Source organism: Citrobacter sp. Cpo061, assembly GCF_030332845.1.
GTDB lineage: Bacteria > Pseudomonadota > Gammaproteobacteria > Enterobacterales > Enterobacteriaceae > Citrobacter > Citrobacter portucalensis.
This window is the reverse complement of record NZ_JAOWHB010000043.1, coordinates 32,915-50,148: the sequence shown is the minus strand read 5'-3', so window position 1 is coordinate 50,148 and position 17,234 is coordinate 32,915. Positions and strand designations below refer to the sequence as shown.

Sequence of the window (17,234 nt, the reverse complement as noted above, 5' to 3'; positions counted from 1 at the left end):
GTTAGTCAGCATGAAAAAAAATCGCGCTTTTTTGAAATGGGCAGGGGGGAAATACCCCCTGCTTGATGATATCAAACGGCATTTACCTCAGGGTGAGTGCCTGATTGAACCTTTCGTGGGTGCCGGGTCGGTGTTTCTCAACACCGACTTTTCTCGTTATATTCTTGCCGATATCAACAGCGACCTTATCAGTCTCTATAACATCGTGAAGACGCGTACCGATGAGTATGTGCAGGCTTCGCGTGAGCTGTTTATGCCTGAAACCAATCAGGCTGAGGTGTACTATCGGTTCAGAGAAGAATTTAATGCCAGCGAGGATCCGTTCCGCAGAGCAGTGCTGTTCTTGTATCTGAACCGCTTTGGTTACAACGGATTGTGCCGTTATAACCTGCGCGGCGAGTTTAACGTCCCGTTTGGGCGTTATAAAAAACCTTACTTCCCGGAAGCCGAGTTGTACCATTTTGCTGAGAAAGCGCAGAATGCGGAGTTCCATTGCCTCTCCTATGAAGAGTGCATGAACCGTGCGGATAGCAACTCTGTGGTCTATTGTGACCCGCCTTATGCACCGCTTTCGGCGACGGCAAATTTCACTGCGTATCACACCAACAGCTTTAGCCCGAAAGAGCAGGCGCATTTGGCCGAGATGGCAGAAAAGCTGGTCAGTAAGCAGATCCCGGTGTTAATTTCGAACCACGATACGCCCGATACCCGTGAATGGTACCGAGCGGCGAAACATTTTCAGGTCAAAGTGCGGCGCAGCATAAGCAGCAATGGCGGCACGCGTAAAAAGGTGAACGAACTGCTGGCACTGTATAAACCAGGAGTCGTAACGCCTGCGAAGAAATAAATCTCAAGGAGAAGCGGATGAAACAGTATTTGATCGCCCCCTCAATTCTGTCGGCTGATTTTGCCCGCCTGGGTGAGGACACCGCGAGAGCGCTGACTGCCGGTGCCGATGTCGTGCACTTCGACGTCATGGACAATCACTACGTACCGAACCTGACCATCGGACCGATGGTACTGAAATCGCTGCGTAAATATGGCATCACCGCCCCGATTGATGTTCACCTGATGGTGAAACCAGTCGATCGGATTGTCCCGGACTTCGCCGCCGCTGGCGCCAGCATCATTACTTTTCATCCGGAAGCCTCCGAGCATGTCGATCGCACTTTACAGCTGATCAAAGAGCATGGCTGTAAAGCGGGCCTGGTGTTCAACCCGGCAACACCGCTGAGCTATCTGGACTACGTCATGGATAAGCTCGATGTGATCCTGCTGATGTCCGTAAACCCAGGCTTTGGCGGACAGTCCTTCATCCCACAAACGCTGGATAAGCTGCGCGAAGTGCGTCGTCGTATTGATGAATCTGGCTACGATATCCGCCTCGAAGTGGATGGTGGCGTCAAAGTGAATAACATTGGTGAAATTGCCGCGGCAGGCGCAGATATGTTTGTTGCAGGCTCCGCCATTTTCGACCAACCAGACTACAAAAAAGTCATTGATGAAATGCGCAATGAACTGGCGAAGGTAAGTCATGGATAAGTTTCAGGATATTCGGGGCGCTGCATTTGACCTCGACGGCACGCTGGTCGACAGCGCGCCGGGATTAGCCGCAGCGGTGGACATGGCGCTGTATGCGCTGGAACTGCCGGTTGCCGGAGAAGAACGCGTTATCACCTGGATTGGTAACGGTGCAGATGTACTGATGGAGCGCGCGCTGGCGTGGTCCCGTCAGGAGCGCGCAACATTACGTAAAACGATGGGTAAACCGCCCGTTGATGATGATATTCCCGCCGAGGAGCAGGTACGTATTTTGCGTAAACTGTTCGACAGATACTACGGCGATGTCGCAGAAGAGGGGACATTCCTGTTCCCTGATGTTGCCGACACGCTGGGCGCGCTGCATGCGAAAGGATTGCCGCTGGGTCTGGTGACCAACAAACCGACCCCGTTTGTCGCGCCATTGCTCGAAGCATTAGATATCGCCAAGTACTTTAGCGTGGTCATCGGTGGTGACGACGTGCAGAATAAAAAACCGCATCCGGATCCGCTGCTGCTGGTGGCAAGTAAGCTTGGCATCAAGCCTGAGCAAATGCTCTTCGTAGGGGATTCACGCAATGATATTCAGGCGGCAAAAGCTGCTGGCTGTCCGTCCGTTGGCCTGACCTATGGCTACAACTACGGCGAGTCGATCGCGCTGAGCCAGCCCGACGTTATTTACGACCGTATTAATGAACTACTGCCCGCTCTCGGGCTTCCGCATAGCGAAAATCAGGAATCAAAAAATGACTAAGCCCATCGTTTTTAGTGGCGCACAGCCCTCAGGTGAATTGACCATTGGCAACTATATGGGTGCGCTGCGTCAGTGGGTGAGCATGCAGGATGACTACCATTGCATCTACTGCATCGTTGACCAACATGCCATCACCGTTCGTCAGGATGCTCAGCAGCTGCGTAAAGCAACGCTCGATACGCTGGCGCTGTATCTGGCATGCGGTATCGATCCTGAAAAAAGCACCATTTTCGTGCAGTCTCACGTACCGGAGCATGCACAGTTAGGTTGGGCGCTGAACTGCTACACCTACTTCGGCGAACTGAGCCGTATGACCCAGTTCAAAGACAAATCCGCGCGCTATGCGGAGAACATCAACGCCGGTCTGTTTGATTATCCGGTACTGATGGCGGCAGACATCCTGCTGTATCAGACCAACCAGGTACCGGTTGGTGAAGATCAGAAACAGCATCTGGAACTGAGCCGCGATATCGCCCAGCGCTTTAATGCCCTGTATGGCGACATCTTTAAAGTGCCTGAGCCGTTCATTCCTAAATCCGGCGCGCGCGTGATGTCGCTGCTGGAGCCGACGAAGAAAATGTCCAAGTCGGATGACAACCGCAACAACGTGATCGGCCTGCTGGAAGATCCGAAATCTGTGGTTAAAAAAATCAAACGTGCGATGACCGACTCCGAAGAGCCGCCGGTTGTACGCTACGACGTGCAGAACAAAGCGGGTGTTTCCAACCTGCTGGATATTCTCTCCGCCGTCACCGGTAAGAGCATTCCGGAGCTGGAACAGCACTTCGAAGGCAAAATGTATGGTCATCTGAAAGGTGAAGTCGCAGAGGCCGTTTCCGGTATGCTGACCGAGCTTCAGGAACGCTATCACCGTTTCCGTAACGATGAAGCTTTCCTGCAGAAAGTGATGAAAGAAGGTGCGGAAAAAGCCAGCGCCCGCGCATCTGTTACGCTGAAAGCCGTTTACGAAGCGATTGGTTTTGTCGCCAAGCCGTAATGCGCTCTGCGATACTGAAGAAACCGGGTTATGCCCGGTTTTTTTTCGCCTGCTCGTTTGTGAACCTCAAAAAATGTGAAGCGCCTCGCCGTTTACATATTTCCTCATTGCGTTATATCTTCACTTTAATGAAGATATAAATATTCAATTTACTGAAAATATAAAATGCGTCGGACATTTATCAAGAAAGAGGGGGTTGTGCTGACAACCCTGGCCCGTTACCTGCTCGGTGAGAAGTGTGGTAACAGACTGAAAACTATTGATGAACTGGCAGCCGAGTGTCACTCATCGGTAGGGTTAACCCAGGCCGCGTTGAAAACGCTGGAATCCTCAGGGGCAATCCGTATTGAGCGTCGCGGGCGTAACGGTAGCTATCTGGTGGAGATGGATAACCGTACGCTGCTAAAGCATGTAGATATTAATAACGTAGTTTGTGCGATGCCGCTGCCCTACACCCGTTTATATGAAGGGCTGGCGAGTGGGCTGAAGGCGCAGTTCGATGGGATCCCATTTTATTACGCACACATGCGTGGGGCTGATATTCGCGTGGAATGCCTGCTAAACGGCGTCTACGACATGGCGGTGGTTTCTCGTCTGGCGGCGGAAAGTTACCTTGCCCAGGACAGATTGCGTATCACGTTGGCGCTGGGGCCGCATACCTACGTTGGCGAGCACCAGCTGATTTGTCGCAAGGGCGAATCTGCAACAGTAAAACGTGTCGGTCTGGATAACCGTTCGGCGGATCAGAAAATCATGACCGAGGCCTGTTTTGGCGACCGTGACGTTGAATTGATCGATATGCCCTATCACGAGAGCTTACAGCGCATCGCGAAAGGGGACGTGGACGCGGTTATCTGGAACGTGGTTGCGGAGGCCGAGCTGGCAGTTTTGGGATTAGAAGCCACGCCGCTTACCAACGATCCGCGGTTTCTTCAGGCCACGGAGGCCGTGGTACTGACCCGGGCAGAGGATTATCCGATGCAACAGCTACTGCGAGCCGTTGTTAATAAAGAGGCGCTGCTTGCCCACCAGCAACGTGTGGCGAACGGTGAACAGGAACCCAGTTATTAAGTGAAGGCGAACGACATGGAAAACAGGCTTAACCTGCTGTGCGAAGCAGGCGTTATCGACAAGGATATTTGCAGCGGCATGCTGCAAGTAGTCAGGAGGTTGGATGAAGAGTGGTGTTTGCCGATTCACAATGAGCAAGGAACCATGGCGATGACCCATATGGCGAGCGCGTTAATGCGTAGCCGCAAGGGCGAAGTGATTGAAGCACTGGATGGTGAGCTGTTAGAGGAGCTGACGCAATCTCATCTCTGGCCAACTATTTTGCTGGTACATCAGGCGTTGCTGAAAGAGTTCACGGTGACGCTGCACGCGAATGAAGAAGGCTACATGTTGGCGAACTTGTATGGATTGTGGATGGCTGCGAACGAAGGCGTCTAAAACCCATGGAGAATTAGCCTATTGCACCCTAAATATTCAAAAAAATGAATATTTAGCTGAAGGATTAGAAACGAGGCAGAGAAATGTTTATAGAGGCATTGAAACGCCAGAACCCCGCGCTTATCTCAGCTGCTATCGCGTTGTGGCAGCAGGGAAAGATCGCACCTGACAGTTGGGTTATTGATGTTGACCAGGTTATCGAGAATGGTAAACGCCTGCTGGATGTCGCGAGGCAACATGGCATTTCGCTATATCTGATGACCAAACAGGTAGGACGTAACCCGTGGCTGGCGGACAGGCTGTTGCAGCTTGGCTATGAAGGCATCGTGGTTGTCGATTACAAGGAGAGTCGCGTGATGCGTCGTGCCGGGTTACCGGTTGCGCATCAGGGACATCTGGTGCAGATCCCGTCGCGACTGGTCAATGACGCAGTGGCGCAGGGCACTGAGGTCATCACGTTGTTCTCGCTGGAGAAAGCGCGCGAAGTTTCAGCTGCAGCGGTGAAGGCTGGCTGTGAACAGAACGTGATGCTGAAAGTGTACGACAAGGATGATTTTCTCTATCCGGGGCAGGAAAGCGGATTTCCTCTTATGTATCTGACGGATGTGGTCAATGAAATTCGCAGGCTGCCGGGCTTACGCCTGAGCGGGTTGACCCATTTCCCCTGCCTGTTATGGGATGAAAACTCAGCGCAGACGATGCCGACGCCTAATCTGCACACGCTGGTGAATGCACGACGTCAGTTGGCGGAAGCCGGGATTGCCATTGAGCAACTTAATGCGCCGTCAGCCAGTAGCTGTTCGTCACTCCCTCTGCTGGCGGAATATGGCGTCACCCACGCCGAGCCGGGTCATGCACTGACAGGCACTATTCCTTCCAATCAAAAAGGCGACCAGCCGGAACGAATCGCGATGCTGTGGCTGAGCGAGGTATCGCACAATTTTCGCGGGGACAGTTATTGCTACGGTGGGGGTTATTACCGTCGCGGCCATGCGCAAAATGCGCTGGTCTTTACGCCAGAAAGTGACTCGCCGATCGCAGCGAAGCTAAAACCCGTAGATGACAGCAGTATTGACTACTACCTGCCTGTTGCCGGGGAGTTTCCGGTGAGCAGCGCGGTGATCTTCTGTTTTCGCACCCAGATCTTCGTGACGCGTAGCGACGTGGTGCTGGTGTCGGGTATTCAGCACGGTGCAGCTGAAATCGTCGCGCGTTACGACAGTCTCGGCAATATTCTGGAGGACTAATGGCCCGATTCGTGGTGTTAGTAATCGACAGTTTTGGCGTTGGTGCAATGAAAGACGTCGCGCGTGTCAGGCCGCAGGATGCCGGAGCGAATACCTGTGGTCATATCCTGGGCGAACTCCCGCAGTTACGGCTGCCAACGCTGGAAAAGTTGGGGCTGATTAACGCTCTGGGCTTTGCCCCAGGCGTGATGAAACCCTCTGCATCAGCAGTCTGGGGCGTTGCGGAACTGCAGCATGAAGGGGGAGATACCTTTATGGGCCATCAGGAGATTTTAGGCACGCGGCCTCAGGCCCCGCTGCGGATGCCATTTAGCGACGTCATCGATGGAGTTGAACAGGCGCTGAAAGCCGCGGGCTGGCATGTAGAACGCCGCGGCGATGACCTGGCGTTTCTTTGGGTCAACGATGCGGTTGCGGTGGGCGATAACCTCGAAGCGGATTTAGGTCAGGTCTACAACATTACCGCCAATCTTGCCGTTATCCCGTTTGATGAGGTGCTAAAGATAGGCCAGGTGGTGCGTGAGCAGGTTCAGGTTGGGCGCGTGATCGCGTTTGGCGGTCAGCTTGCAGACAGCCAGCGCATTCTGGATGCAGCCGAGACCAAAGAGGGACGCTTTATCGGTATTAACGCCCCACGCTCCGGCGCCTATGAAAATGGCTTCCAGGTCAGGCATATGGGTTTTGGTGTAGATGAGCAGGTACAGGTACCGCAAAAACTGCATGACGCCGGAATCCCTACCGTGCTGGTCGGTAAAGTGGCGGACATCGTTGGCAATCCGCACGGGCGCAGCTGGCAAAACCTGGTGGATAGCCAGCAGATCATGGATATCACGCTTAACGAATTTAACGCTGAGTCGACGGTATTTATCTGTACCAACATTCAGGAGACCGACCTCGCCGGGCACGCGGAAGACGTGGCACGTTATGCGGAGCGGTTGCAGCTTGTCGATCTTAATCTTTCGCGCCTTCTGGCCGCTATGGATCTAAATGACTGCCTGGTGGTTATGGCCGATCACGGTAACGATCCGACCATTGGTCACAGCCATCATACCCGGGAAGTTGTGCCGGTATTGGTATATCAACAGGGGCTGGAGCCTGCGCAATTAGGCATCCGGGCGACGTTATCTGACGTTGGCGCTACGGTGTGTGAATTTTTCGGCGCGGCGGCACCACAAAATGGCTGTTCTTTTCTCTCGGCATTGCGCCTTACAGGAGACACTTTATGAACTTTGATCCGACGGGCTACACCTGGGTCCACGAACATCTGCATATCGATCTCTCCGGGTTCAAGAATAACCTCGACTGCCGGTTAGATCAGTACGATCTCATTTGTCAGGAAATGAAGGATCTCCGGGCGTTAGGCGTCAGCAACATTATTGAGATGACCAACCGCTATATGGGGCGTAATCCGCAATTCATGCTCGACCTGATGCGCGAGACCGGAATCAACGTCGTGGCCTGCACAGGCTATTACCAGGATGCGTTCTTCCCTGAACATGTTGCGGCCCGCAGCGTGGAACAGCTCGCGCAGGAGATGGTCGATGAGATAGTTATCGGTATTGATGGTACTGAATTGAAGGCCGGAATTATCGCGGAAATTGGCTCTAGTGAAGGTGTGATTACGCCGCTTGAAGAGAAGGTGTTTATCGCCGCGGCGCGGGCACACATCGAAACCGGACGCCCCATCTCAACCCATACCTCTTTTAGCACGATGGGGGTGGAACAACTGGTGTTGCTACAGGCGCACGGCGTCGACCTTTCCCGCGTAACCGTTGGTCACTGCGACCTGAAAGATAATCTCGACAATATCTTACGCATGATCGATCTCGGTGCGTATGTGCAATTCGATACCATCGGTAAAAACAACTATTACCCGGACGAGAAGCGCATTGGCATGCTGCATGAACTACGTAATCGCGGGTTGTTGAATCGCGTGATGCTCTCCATGGATATTACCCGCCGCTCGCATTTAAAAGCCAATGGCGGCAATGGCTATGACTATCTGTTAACCACTTTTATCCCACAGTTGCGCCAGTCAGGATTCAGCCAGGCCGATGTGGACACGATGTTGCGTGATAACCCCTCACAATTTTTCTAATAAGGACAGAATCATGAAAAAGATTGGCGTTGCTGGCTTACAGCGTGAGCAGATTAAAAAGACCATCGAAACCGCAGCACCGGGCTGCTTTGAAGTCTCCATTCATAACGATATGGAAGCGGCGATGAAGGTGAAATCCGGACAACTGGATTACTACATCGGCGCTTGTAACACCGGCGCGGGTGCAGCGCTGTCGATTGCTATCGCGGTGATTGGCTACAACAAAAGCTGCACTATCGCCAAGCCGGGTATTAAGGCGAAAGATGAACATATCGCAAAAATGGTTGCGGAAGGGAAAGTGGCTTTTGGTCTCTCCGTCGAACATGTTGAACATGCGATTCCGATGCTGGTTAACCACCTGAAATAAAAGGCATGACTATGGATCTGTATATTCAGATTGTGGTGGTGGCCTGCCTGACCGGCATGACGTCACTTCTGGCTCACCGCTCGGCGGCCGTCTTTCATGACGGCATCCGCCCGATTCTGCCGCAGCTGATCGAGGGGTACATGAATCGCCGTGAGGCGGGAAGTATCGCGTTTGGTCTGAGTATCGGCTTTGTGGCATCGGTGGGGATCTCCTTTACCCTGAAAACCGGCTTGCTCAACGCCTGGCTGCTGTTCCTGCCGACGGATATTCTCGGCGTGCTGGCGATGAACAGCCTGCTGGCGTTCGGTCTGGGCGCTATCTGGGGCGTATTGATTCTGACCTGCCTGCTGCCGGTGAACCATCTGCTCACGGCGCTGCCGGTTGATGTGCTGGGTAGCCTCGGTGAACTGAGTTCTCCAGTGGTGTCCGCATTCGCACTCTTCCCGCTGGTGGCGATTTTCTACCAGTTTGGCTGGAAGTACAGCATTATCGCGGCGGTGGTCGTACTGATGACCCGCGTGGTGGTGGTGCGTTACTTCCCGCATCTGAACCCAGAATCAATTGAGATTTTTGTGGGGATGATGATGCTGCTGGCGATCGCCATTACGCATGATATTCGCCACCGCGGTGATGAGGAGATGGATGCCAGCGGGCTATCGGTCTTTGAAGAACGAACTTCGCGGATTATTAAAAACCTGCCGTATATTGCCATCGTCGGCGCGCTGATTGCCGCCGTTGCCAGTATGAAAATTTTTGCAGGTAGCGAGGTCTCAATTTTTACGCTGGAAAAAGCCTATTCGGCAGGGATTACGCCGGAGCAGTCGCAGACGTTGGTTAACCAGGCGGCGTTGGCGGAGTTTATGCGCGGGCTGGGCTTTGTACCGATGATTGCGACAACCGCGCTGGCGACGGGCGTTTACGCGGTAGCGGGTTTCACCTTCGTTTATTCCGTTGGCTACCTGGCACCGAATCCGTGGATTGCGGCAATCCTTGGCGCTATCGTGATTTCAGCGGAAGTGCTGCTGCTGCGCTCTATTGGCAAATGGCTGGGGCGTTATCCATCAGTACGTAACGCATCGGACAATATTCGTAATGCGATGAATATGCTGATGGAAATGGCACTGTTGATCGGTTCGATTTTTGCCGCCATCAAGATGGCAGGCTACACCGGTTTCTCAATTGCGGTAGCGATCTACTTCCTCAATGAATCGATTGGACGTCCGGTACAGAAGATGGCCGCGCCGGTAGTGGCGGTGATGATCACGGGTATCGTACTGAATATTCTCTACTGGTTTGGTCTGTTTGTTCCGGCCTGAGGAGGCGTAAAACATGAAGACGTTTCCTCTGCAAAGCCTGACGCTCACGCAAGCACAGCAAAAGCAGTTTGCGCTGGTAGATACGATTTGCCGTCACTTTCCTGGCGCTGATTTTCTGGCCGGAGGTGATTTGGGATTGGCTCCGGGGCTAAATCAGCCTCGGGTGACGCAACGTGTGGAAAAGGTGCTGGCCGAGGCATTTCATGCTGAGGCCGCAGCGCTGGTTCAGGGGGCGGGCACCGGGGCTATTCGCGCCGGGCTGGCTGCGCTGCTCAAACCCGGCCAGCGTCTGCTGGTTCATGATGCGCCGGTGTATCCCACAACGCAGGTACTCGTTGAGCAGATGGGTATTACCCTGGTCAGGGCGGATTTTAACTGCCTCCCGGCAATCACGCAGGCAATTACGCAGCATCGTCCCGACGCCGCACTGGTGCAGCATACGCGTCAGCAACCGCAGGATCGTTACGTGTTAGCCGAGGTGTTGGCGGAAATAACAAAGTGCGGCGTGCCGACGTTAACCGACGATAACTACGCGGTGATGAAGGTTGACGGTATCGGCTGTGAATGTGGGGCGACGCTGTCTACCTTTTCCTGCTTCAAGCTCTTTGGTCCGGAGGGAGTAGGGGCGGTGGTCGGCAAGGCGGAGGCTATCGCTAAAATCCGTGCGACGCTTTATTCCGGTGGTAGCCAGATTCAGGGAGCGCAGGCGCTGGAGGTGCTCCGCGGCCTGGTTTTCGCTCCGGTGATGCATGCGGTACAGGCTGGCGTTTCCGAACGATTGCTGACGATGCTCAATAGCGGAGTGCTGCCCGAGGTGAAAAAAGCCGTCATCGCCAATGCTCAGTCGAAGGTGCTGATCGTGGAGTTTCACCAGCCGATTGCCGCTCGTGTGCTGAAAGCGGCACAAGAGAGAGGTGCGCTGCCATACCCGGTGGGAGCAGAGTCAAAGTATGAGATCCCTCCACTATTCTATCGTCTTTCGGGGACGTTTCGCGAAGCAAATCCGTCGCTGGGCGATTATGCGATTCGAATCAATCCAAACCGAAGTGGAGAAGAAACGGTGCTGCGTATTTTGCGCGAGAGCGTGAGTGCGATAACATGTGAATGAGCACCTAATCTATAAATGCAAAAACCGGGAAGTTCCCGGTTTTTTTGTATCTGCGCAATCGCTTCTATTACTGATTCGCAGCCGGGCCACAGCCACCAATAATTTTAGAAATCGAAATTGCTGGATGCAGGAAATAATCGTAGCTGCAGTTATTTTTTGTGTTTTCGATATGACCAGTACACGCGGTCAGCGTAGCCAGAACACCAGCAACGATGGTGATTTTTGCAAATTTAAACATGTCAAAATCCTTGTTAGATATCTATTTCTAAATGGATGAAGTCCATTTTTCGCCGGATAAGATATCAACTAACATAAACTTTAAGTAGTCCAGAAAAGGACATGTCGCTTTATATATAAAACATACGATTAGTGAATTGAATTTAAATAAAAAAGCCTGGTATTAATAAATAATACCAGGCTGCGGGTTTAATTAATTAGCGAAATGTTTTTCTGAAATTCAACATAAAGCCTTTATCGCTGATGTTGTCCTCTTTCCACTGGTAAGCGTCCAGCTTCAGGCTGGCGTCTTTGGCGCTGTATTTCACACCGACCGTCGCCAGGCCGTTGATGCCTCCGCCTTTTTGGTCGTCGTCTACGCCAAAGGACTGGCCTGCGGCACCTTGCAGTGACGCAGTACGCTGGCTCTTGCTGTAGCTCAGGTTCGGACCGCCTTCCAGTGTGGCGCTGGCGCTCCAGCCATTTTCACCGGTATAGTCGAACTTCATTCCGACAATGGAATCCACAGCGGTTTCGCTGCCAGCGTTCATCGACAGGTTGAAATCACCCGCACTACGCTCTTTATAGCTGCCTTCCAGCGTATGACGGAATTTCACCCCGGCGTACGGCGTGACTTTCAACGTATCGTTGAGCATGGTGAAGGTTTTCGCCCCTTCGCTGCGGAACTCAAGATACTGCTGACGTGCGTTGGAATCCGCCACCTTGTTGGTGTCGCCATAAGAGACAGAACGGCTACTGTCGAGGTTGTGTACGTCATAACGCAGGCTGTTCTTCCACGCCAGACCTTCATTAAACGCCATGCTGTGCTTCAGACCAAAGAACTGGCTGTAGCCGCCGGTCAGGCCGTTGTCGCCCGCGGTCTTCGAACCGTCACCGTCCAGGCGCGCGATGCCGTACTCCAGCGTCAGATTCTGGCTGGCGGTGAGATCCAACGACTGACGTAATGCCAGCATGTCGTACTGGGTATCGTTGCCCAACTCAGCGCGTGGGTCGCCTTTCGCTACGACGTTGAACGCCAGGCCATCTTTAATTTGCGGCGCGGCATCGGCCAGCATGGTAAAGCGGTTGCTTAGCACGCGGGCTTCACGGAACGCGGTGATAGCCTGACTGCCGCTCACCTGCTTAAGCGCGTTGTTCAGTTCAGCGGTGGAGCCAACGTTGAGGCTGGTGTACAGCTCGTTGTTGGTGTAACCGGCGTCGAGCGCCTGCGCCACGTCACTGACGGAACTATCGGTTGCTACATCGGCATAGGCGTTTTTGGTCATGGTGACGTCAACGTTGCCGCTGGCATCGGTGCTGCCCTGTGCATTCCACACCACGGAGGTGGACTGAATGGCACCTGCGTCGGACAGGTTGCTGCCCTCGACCACGTTGTCAAAGCTGACGGTGGTGTCGGCAGTACCTGCGGTAAAACCGGTGTTAATCTCCACGCCGTTCATGCTGGCATTGCTGACCATCAACTTACCGGCGCTGCCATCAGCGCTGGTGCCGACCACATAGCCCGACAGGTTGTTGGTGGCCGTTGAATCTGCACTGTCGCTGGTGGTAACGGTTGTCATGCCATCGGTAATAGCAGGTTCCGTGGGGGCCGTGAAGCCAACATAATGCACTTCCGTACCGTCACCTTTTTTGCCGCTGCCTTCAATGGTTTTACCATCCTGCTTGATAAAGCCGGAGCCAGTCACGTTGTCATCAATGTAGACCGTGCCGTTGTTGACGATATGGCCGTTACTGCCCAACTGGCTGAAGGCGTAGGAGTTGCTGGCGTAAATATTGATGGTGCCGTTATTTTCGATCACCGCATCGGATTTGGCATCTGATTCCAGCTGCATCCCGACCATACCGGTTTGTGTGGTACCTTCGGTTCCCACATTGATGGTGCCGTTATTGACCATCTTCGCGCTGCCGTGCGCGGACATCGCCACATTGTTGGTTTTATCAATGTTGATGGTGCCGTCGTTAATGGCTTTACTGCCGCCATTATTTTTCGAGGTAGTGACCTGTCCGTTAATGACGCCAGTGCTGCCGTTGTACAGCGTGTGCCCGCTCCCGCCAGTGGCGATATCGGCATCGCTGTTCACTGTCCCCCAGTTATTGAAGGCGCCGGACCACAGGGCGTTATCTGCCAGCGTCATCACGCCGCCTTCAAGATTATTGAGCGTACCGTTTTTATCGACGGTACCGTTATTAATGACACCCGCGTTATTGACGGTTGCGGCAGCGGTAAATTTGAGTTTATCGACTTCGCCGCCAGCGTTGTTGTTCAGTACCGCACCACCCGATGCGCCGGTCCAGTCCGTCACGATGCCGGTATTGTTCATGGTGCTGGACCATTGCTCAACCGTGTTCATGGACCCGCTGTTGTTGATAATGGAACCTGCGACGGTGGTGCCGGTTTTCCCGGTCACGGTGCCTGTATTGTTGAAGACACCGCCGTCAACGGAGACTGCCGCTGTTGTACCTTCGTTGGTATAGGTGCCGCCTGTTGCAATACTGACGCTGCTGATGCTGCCGGTGTCGGCATTGGTTAAATCGCCGTAATTTTTAACGATGACCTTGCCGCCGCTGACGGTGCCCGCGTTGCTAATGTGTACGGTTTCCGTTGCGACCGGATTGGTAATGATGGTTTCGCCGGTAAGCGTTTCGCCTGCGGCGGTAATGACATCGCCATCAGCAAAAGTATGGGAAACGTTGCTGTCGGTTGGGTTGTAGTCGTCGCTGCCCTGGCAGTTGCTGTCATAACAGACCGTACCGTAGTTAACCACGGTACTTTTGCTGTCAGTCAGGAAAGGCTTGCCGTAATTGGCATCAATATTGATGGTCCCTGTGGTGTCGTTAATCACGATGCCACCATTCAGCGCCGCCATGCCCACCAGTTGGTTATCATCGGTTTTGGTGACGCCTGCATCGGCGGTCAGGTTAATAGTGCCCTGGTTAATGGCTGTGCCGCCGTTAAGTGCCATCATACCGAAGCCCGCATTATTGACGGTAATGGTGCCTGTATTGGTGGCGGTTGCATCGCCATAACCACCGTCGGTGGTGCCTGCCACCATTGCCGAGCTGGTCAGATAGAGTTGTGATGGTGACCAGTAACTTTTGCTGGCGACGGTATTATCGTCGTTCAGCGTCGGGACAAAGCCGTCCAGGTAAATATCTCCGGCATTGAGGGCCGTCCCTTTACTGGCGGATACACCATAGACCCCCGCCCCCTGGAGATTTATTGTGGCGCCTGCCTCGTTGCGCACTTCGCCGTAGTTTTCCGCCAGCATGGCATACAGCGTATTGCTGTACCAAATCAACGGGAAGGTTCCTATTCCTCCATCGCTGCCTGGGGTTAGTGACGATACCAGCGTGATTGATCCTCCCGCTGCGTTGCTAACTATCGATCCTTGATCGGTAGCCGCAGTGATTGCATTACGGTTGTCATGACCGCTTGTGGCATAGGCGCTAATATCACCACTGTTTTTTGCCTGTGCGCCGCTGCGGGCGAATAATAGGGCGACAGCGCCGTCATCAACGATGGCTCCCTGATTATCGATCGATGAACCCTGGCCTTTTGCGGTTAGTATTGCGTTGTAGGTGTAATGCTCACTGGGCAAAACTGTTTCTGTGATTTTAATTACAGAGTTTTGGTCTAACGTTAAGCTGCCGCCGTTTTGTACATTGGCCAGTGTCACTGAGCCGCCGGGGAGGGTGGTGATATTCAATGTGGACTCACCGCTTAATGTGACACTGCTAGCTCCGTCTATATTTATGCCTGTAACAGACGATACTTCGCCATCGCCATTTTCGGCGTAGTTGATATCAATACCGCCCATCAGATTGACGGTATTGCCATCACCTTTGACCGTGAGGCCGTATGTATCCAGCCACTGTCCACTTACCGTGCTCACATCGCTAACATTGATGTTAAGCGAGCCGGTTAGATCCACCTGATTGTTCGTGCCGCTGACGGTGATTCCCTGGAGGGTATCGCTGTTGCTGGCCATCTGGCTATCTGCGTCATAGTCACCGCTGATTGTGACGTTGCCGGTAATATTCAGCGTATTGTTATCACCCGCCATATCGAGGCCCTGTGCACCACGGTATAGGCCGTTGCTGTCCTCGACAGCGGTCACATTGATATCACCATCCAGCGTTGCCTGTGACGAGTCGCCACTCATTTTTGCGCCAGTACCATTCAGGCTGACGTCGATATTCCCTTTATTATTAAAGACATTTCTTTCACCATCGATCACAAAACCCACGGAGTTTGCATCGCGCACGGTCGCGTTGCCGGTGTTTTTGATTTCGTTACCCGCCCCGTCAGTGACGATACCCGTCGCGCCGTTGGTGACCAGCATGTCACCTGCCTGAGTCAGGCTATTATCATTTCCATCAATGACTGCAGCGATAGAGCCCGCGCCATCCACGGTGATATCACCCGTATTCGCGATTCGGGAATTATCGCCCGCAATGACGGTACCCGTTGCGCCCTGCGCAATGGTTTGATCTCCTTCGCCAATAACCAGCGCCTTATTTCCCGCGATGTACAGCCCGGTTGACCCCGCGCCGGTGACCGTTGAGTCGCCGGTGTTATCAATCACCGCACCGTCACCGGTCATTTTGGCTCCGGTCGCGCCGTCGGTAACGTTTAGTTCGCCATCGTTAGTAATGCGCGTTTTGTCGCCGGTGATGCTGATACCGATAGAGCCTGCGCCGCTGACATCGGTGGTGCCGATATTATCGAAGGTGGCGCTGTTGCCGTTAATCAGGATGCCCGTTGCGCCGCCGGAAATATCCTGCTTCCCTTCGCTGTTAATGGTTGCGTTGTCGCCGTCAATATATAGCCCGGTAGAACCTGCGCCGCTGGCGGTGGTATCGCCTTTATTGTCGATGAGGACATCATCACCGGTAATCTTTGCCCCGGTAGCGCCGTCGGCCACATAGAGTTCGCCATCGTTGATAACGTGCGAGTTGTCGCCATTGACGATGGAGCCGGTTGAACCTTGACCGCTGATGTTAGAGGTGCCGGTATTCGCCACCGTGGTTTCGTTGCCATCGATCACCATGCCGGTGCCGCCACCTGTGACGTCAATGCCACCGGAAATGCGGGTGGTGGTGCCGTTACCTGAAATCAGCGCGCCGGTTGCGCTGTCGACGTTGCTTTGTCCTGAAATCGTATTGGTGGTGTTGTCACCGGTAATGACGATGCCGACCGCACCATCGCTGACGGAGGAATCACCGCTTAACGCGTTGTTTGTCCGATCGCCGGAGATGATGACGCCAGTTTTACCTTCACCACGGGTATCAACCCCGCGATCGGCAGTATTTGAAGCGTCATCGCCAGCGACGACGGTTGTCTGGTCATCGGCAACGATCAGGTATCCCTGGTTGTCATATTTCCAGTACAGGCCGCTTCCTTGTACCGTACCTTCAATGACGGCGGCATTCTCGTCTGTCACTTTCCAGTCGGAAACCAGCAGCGTTTTACCGTCTTGTAATGCGATCTGCCACCGATCGTCCTGTTCGACGTAATTCCATACGGCGCCGCCGAGGTCCGTGCCGCTATCCAGCTTGATACCGTCAAATGTCAGTGTGTTCAGGCCTTTATCGATGGTGACGCCGTTACTGAAGGTAATAACAGAGGTATCATCAGGAGGTGTAGGTGTTACATCGCCGCCATCGTCATCGGGAGGCGTGGGGGTTACATCGCCGCCATCGTCGTCGGGAGGCGTGGGGGTTACATCGCCGCCATCGTCATCGGGAGGCGTGGGCGTTACATCGCCGCTATCGTCGTCAGGAGGTGTGGGCGTTACATCGCCATTATCTGATGGGGTTGCCGGAGTATCATTATGGTGGGAATGGCCGCCGCCATTGTTATCGATACCTATCGCTACACCAGCTGTTAGCGCAGCGACACCACCTGCGACCCATCCCCAGTGATTGTCTTGTTCTGTATAATCTGCCAGGCAGCGTGGGGAGAGTTTGTCACGTTCGGCTTTTGATAATACGGATATATCAGTAGGGCAATCATTGTCATCGTCGCTACTATCTGCGGCTATCGCCGGGAGATAGTAAGTTTGCAACGCAAGAGCAATACCCACAGCAATGAGTTTTTTCCTTTGCATAATCGACATCCT

At 53.6% G+C, this 17,234-nt stretch carries 14 protein-coding genes; 12 read left to right on the top strand and 2 right to left on the bottom strand.

Annotated features, from left to right (window positions below; genetic code table 11):
• Positions 1–10 precede the first annotated feature (10 nt).
• From dam to OGX97_RS12855, 12 genes are all read left to right on the top strand, one after another.
• A complete protein-coding gene (dam, locus tag OGX97_RS12910; RefSeq protein ID WP_003827684.1) occupies positions 11–847 on the top strand; it encodes an adenine-specific DNA-methyltransferase in 837 nt (278 codons plus the stop codon).
• 17 nt (positions 848–864) lie between these two features.
• The gene (rpe, locus tag OGX97_RS12905; RefSeq protein ID WP_003023561.1) at positions 865–1,542 is read left to right on the top strand and encodes a ribulose-phosphate 3-epimerase; all 678 of its coding nucleotides are present in this window, start codon (positions 865–867) and stop codon (positions 1,540–1,542) included.
• Complete coding sequence (gene gph / locus OGX97_RS12900) at positions 1,535–2,293, top strand: phosphoglycolate phosphatase (protein WP_003837920.1); 759 nt, start codon at positions 1,535–1,537, stop codon at positions 2,291–2,293. The genes rpe and gph overlap by 8 nt, the downstream gene beginning before the upstream one ends.
• Complete coding sequence (gene trpS / locus OGX97_RS12895; RefSeq protein ID WP_003827687.1) at positions 2,286–3,290, top strand: tryptophan--tRNA ligase; 1,005 nt, start codon at positions 2,286–2,288, stop codon at positions 3,288–3,290. The genes gph and trpS overlap by 8 nt, the downstream gene beginning before the upstream one ends.
• A 165-nt stretch (positions 3,291–3,455) precedes the next feature.
• On the top strand, positions 3,456–4,361 hold the full coding sequence (gene yhfZ / locus OGX97_RS12890) for a GntR family transcriptional regulator YhfZ (RefSeq protein ID WP_008786319.1): 906 nt from the start codon (positions 3,456–3,458) through the stop codon (positions 4,359–4,361).
• 15 nt (positions 4,362–4,376) lie between these two features.
• Positions 4,377–4,739, top strand: a complete 363-nt coding sequence (locus OGX97_RS12885) for a hypothetical protein (RefSeq protein WP_020996077.1) — start codon at positions 4,377–4,379, stop codon at positions 4,737–4,739.
• 83 nt (positions 4,740–4,822) lie between these two features.
• A complete protein-coding gene (locus OGX97_RS12880) occupies positions 4,823–5,986 on the top strand; it encodes a YhfX family PLP-dependent enzyme (RefSeq protein ID WP_235126370.1) in 1,164 nt (387 codons plus the stop codon).
• The gene (locus tag OGX97_RS12875) at positions 5,986–7,212 is read left to right on the top strand and encodes a phosphopentomutase (RefSeq protein WP_235126373.1); all 1,227 of its coding nucleotides are present in this window, start codon (positions 5,986–5,988) and stop codon (positions 7,210–7,212) included. Before OGX97_RS12880 ends, OGX97_RS12875 begins: the two co-directional genes overlap by 1 nt.
• Entirely contained in the window at positions 7,209–8,084 is an 876-nt protein-coding gene (locus OGX97_RS12870; RefSeq protein WP_235126375.1) for a phosphotriesterase-related protein, read from the top strand. Before OGX97_RS12875 ends, OGX97_RS12870 begins: the two co-directional genes overlap by 4 nt.
• A gap of 13 nt (positions 8,085–8,097) precedes the next feature.
• A complete protein-coding gene (locus OGX97_RS12865; RefSeq protein ID WP_003023576.1) occupies positions 8,098–8,451 on the top strand; it encodes a DUF2620 domain-containing protein in 354 nt (117 codons plus the stop codon).
• Positions 8,452–8,462: 11 nt separating this feature from the next.
• Positions 8,463–9,767, top strand: a complete 1,305-nt coding sequence (locus OGX97_RS12860; RefSeq protein WP_235126376.1) for a YhfT family protein — start codon at positions 8,463–8,465, stop codon at positions 9,765–9,767.
• A gap of 13 nt (positions 9,768–9,780) precedes the next feature.
• Positions 9,781–10,875, top strand: a complete 1,095-nt coding sequence (locus OGX97_RS12855; RefSeq protein ID WP_235126378.1) for an aminotransferase class I/II-fold pyridoxal phosphate-dependent enzyme — start codon at positions 9,781–9,783, stop codon at positions 10,873–10,875.
• A 67-nt stretch (positions 10,876–10,942) separates the two neighbouring features.
• Here the strand turns inward: OGX97_RS12855 and OGX97_RS12850 are convergent, their stop codons facing one another.
• Positions 10,943–11,113 carry a YhfL family protein gene (locus tag OGX97_RS12850; RefSeq protein ID WP_048236937.1) on the bottom strand — a complete coding sequence of 57 codons (171 nt, stop codon included), beginning with the start codon at positions 11,111–11,113 and terminating at the stop codon, positions 10,943–10,945.
• A 196-nt stretch (positions 11,114–11,309) separates the two neighbouring features.
• Complete coding sequence (locus OGX97_RS12845) at positions 11,310–17,222, bottom strand: autotransporter adhesin BigA (protein ID WP_235126388.1); 5,913 nt, start codon at positions 17,220–17,222, stop codon at positions 11,310–11,312.
• Between the last annotated feature and the right edge of the window lie 12 nt (positions 17,223–17,234).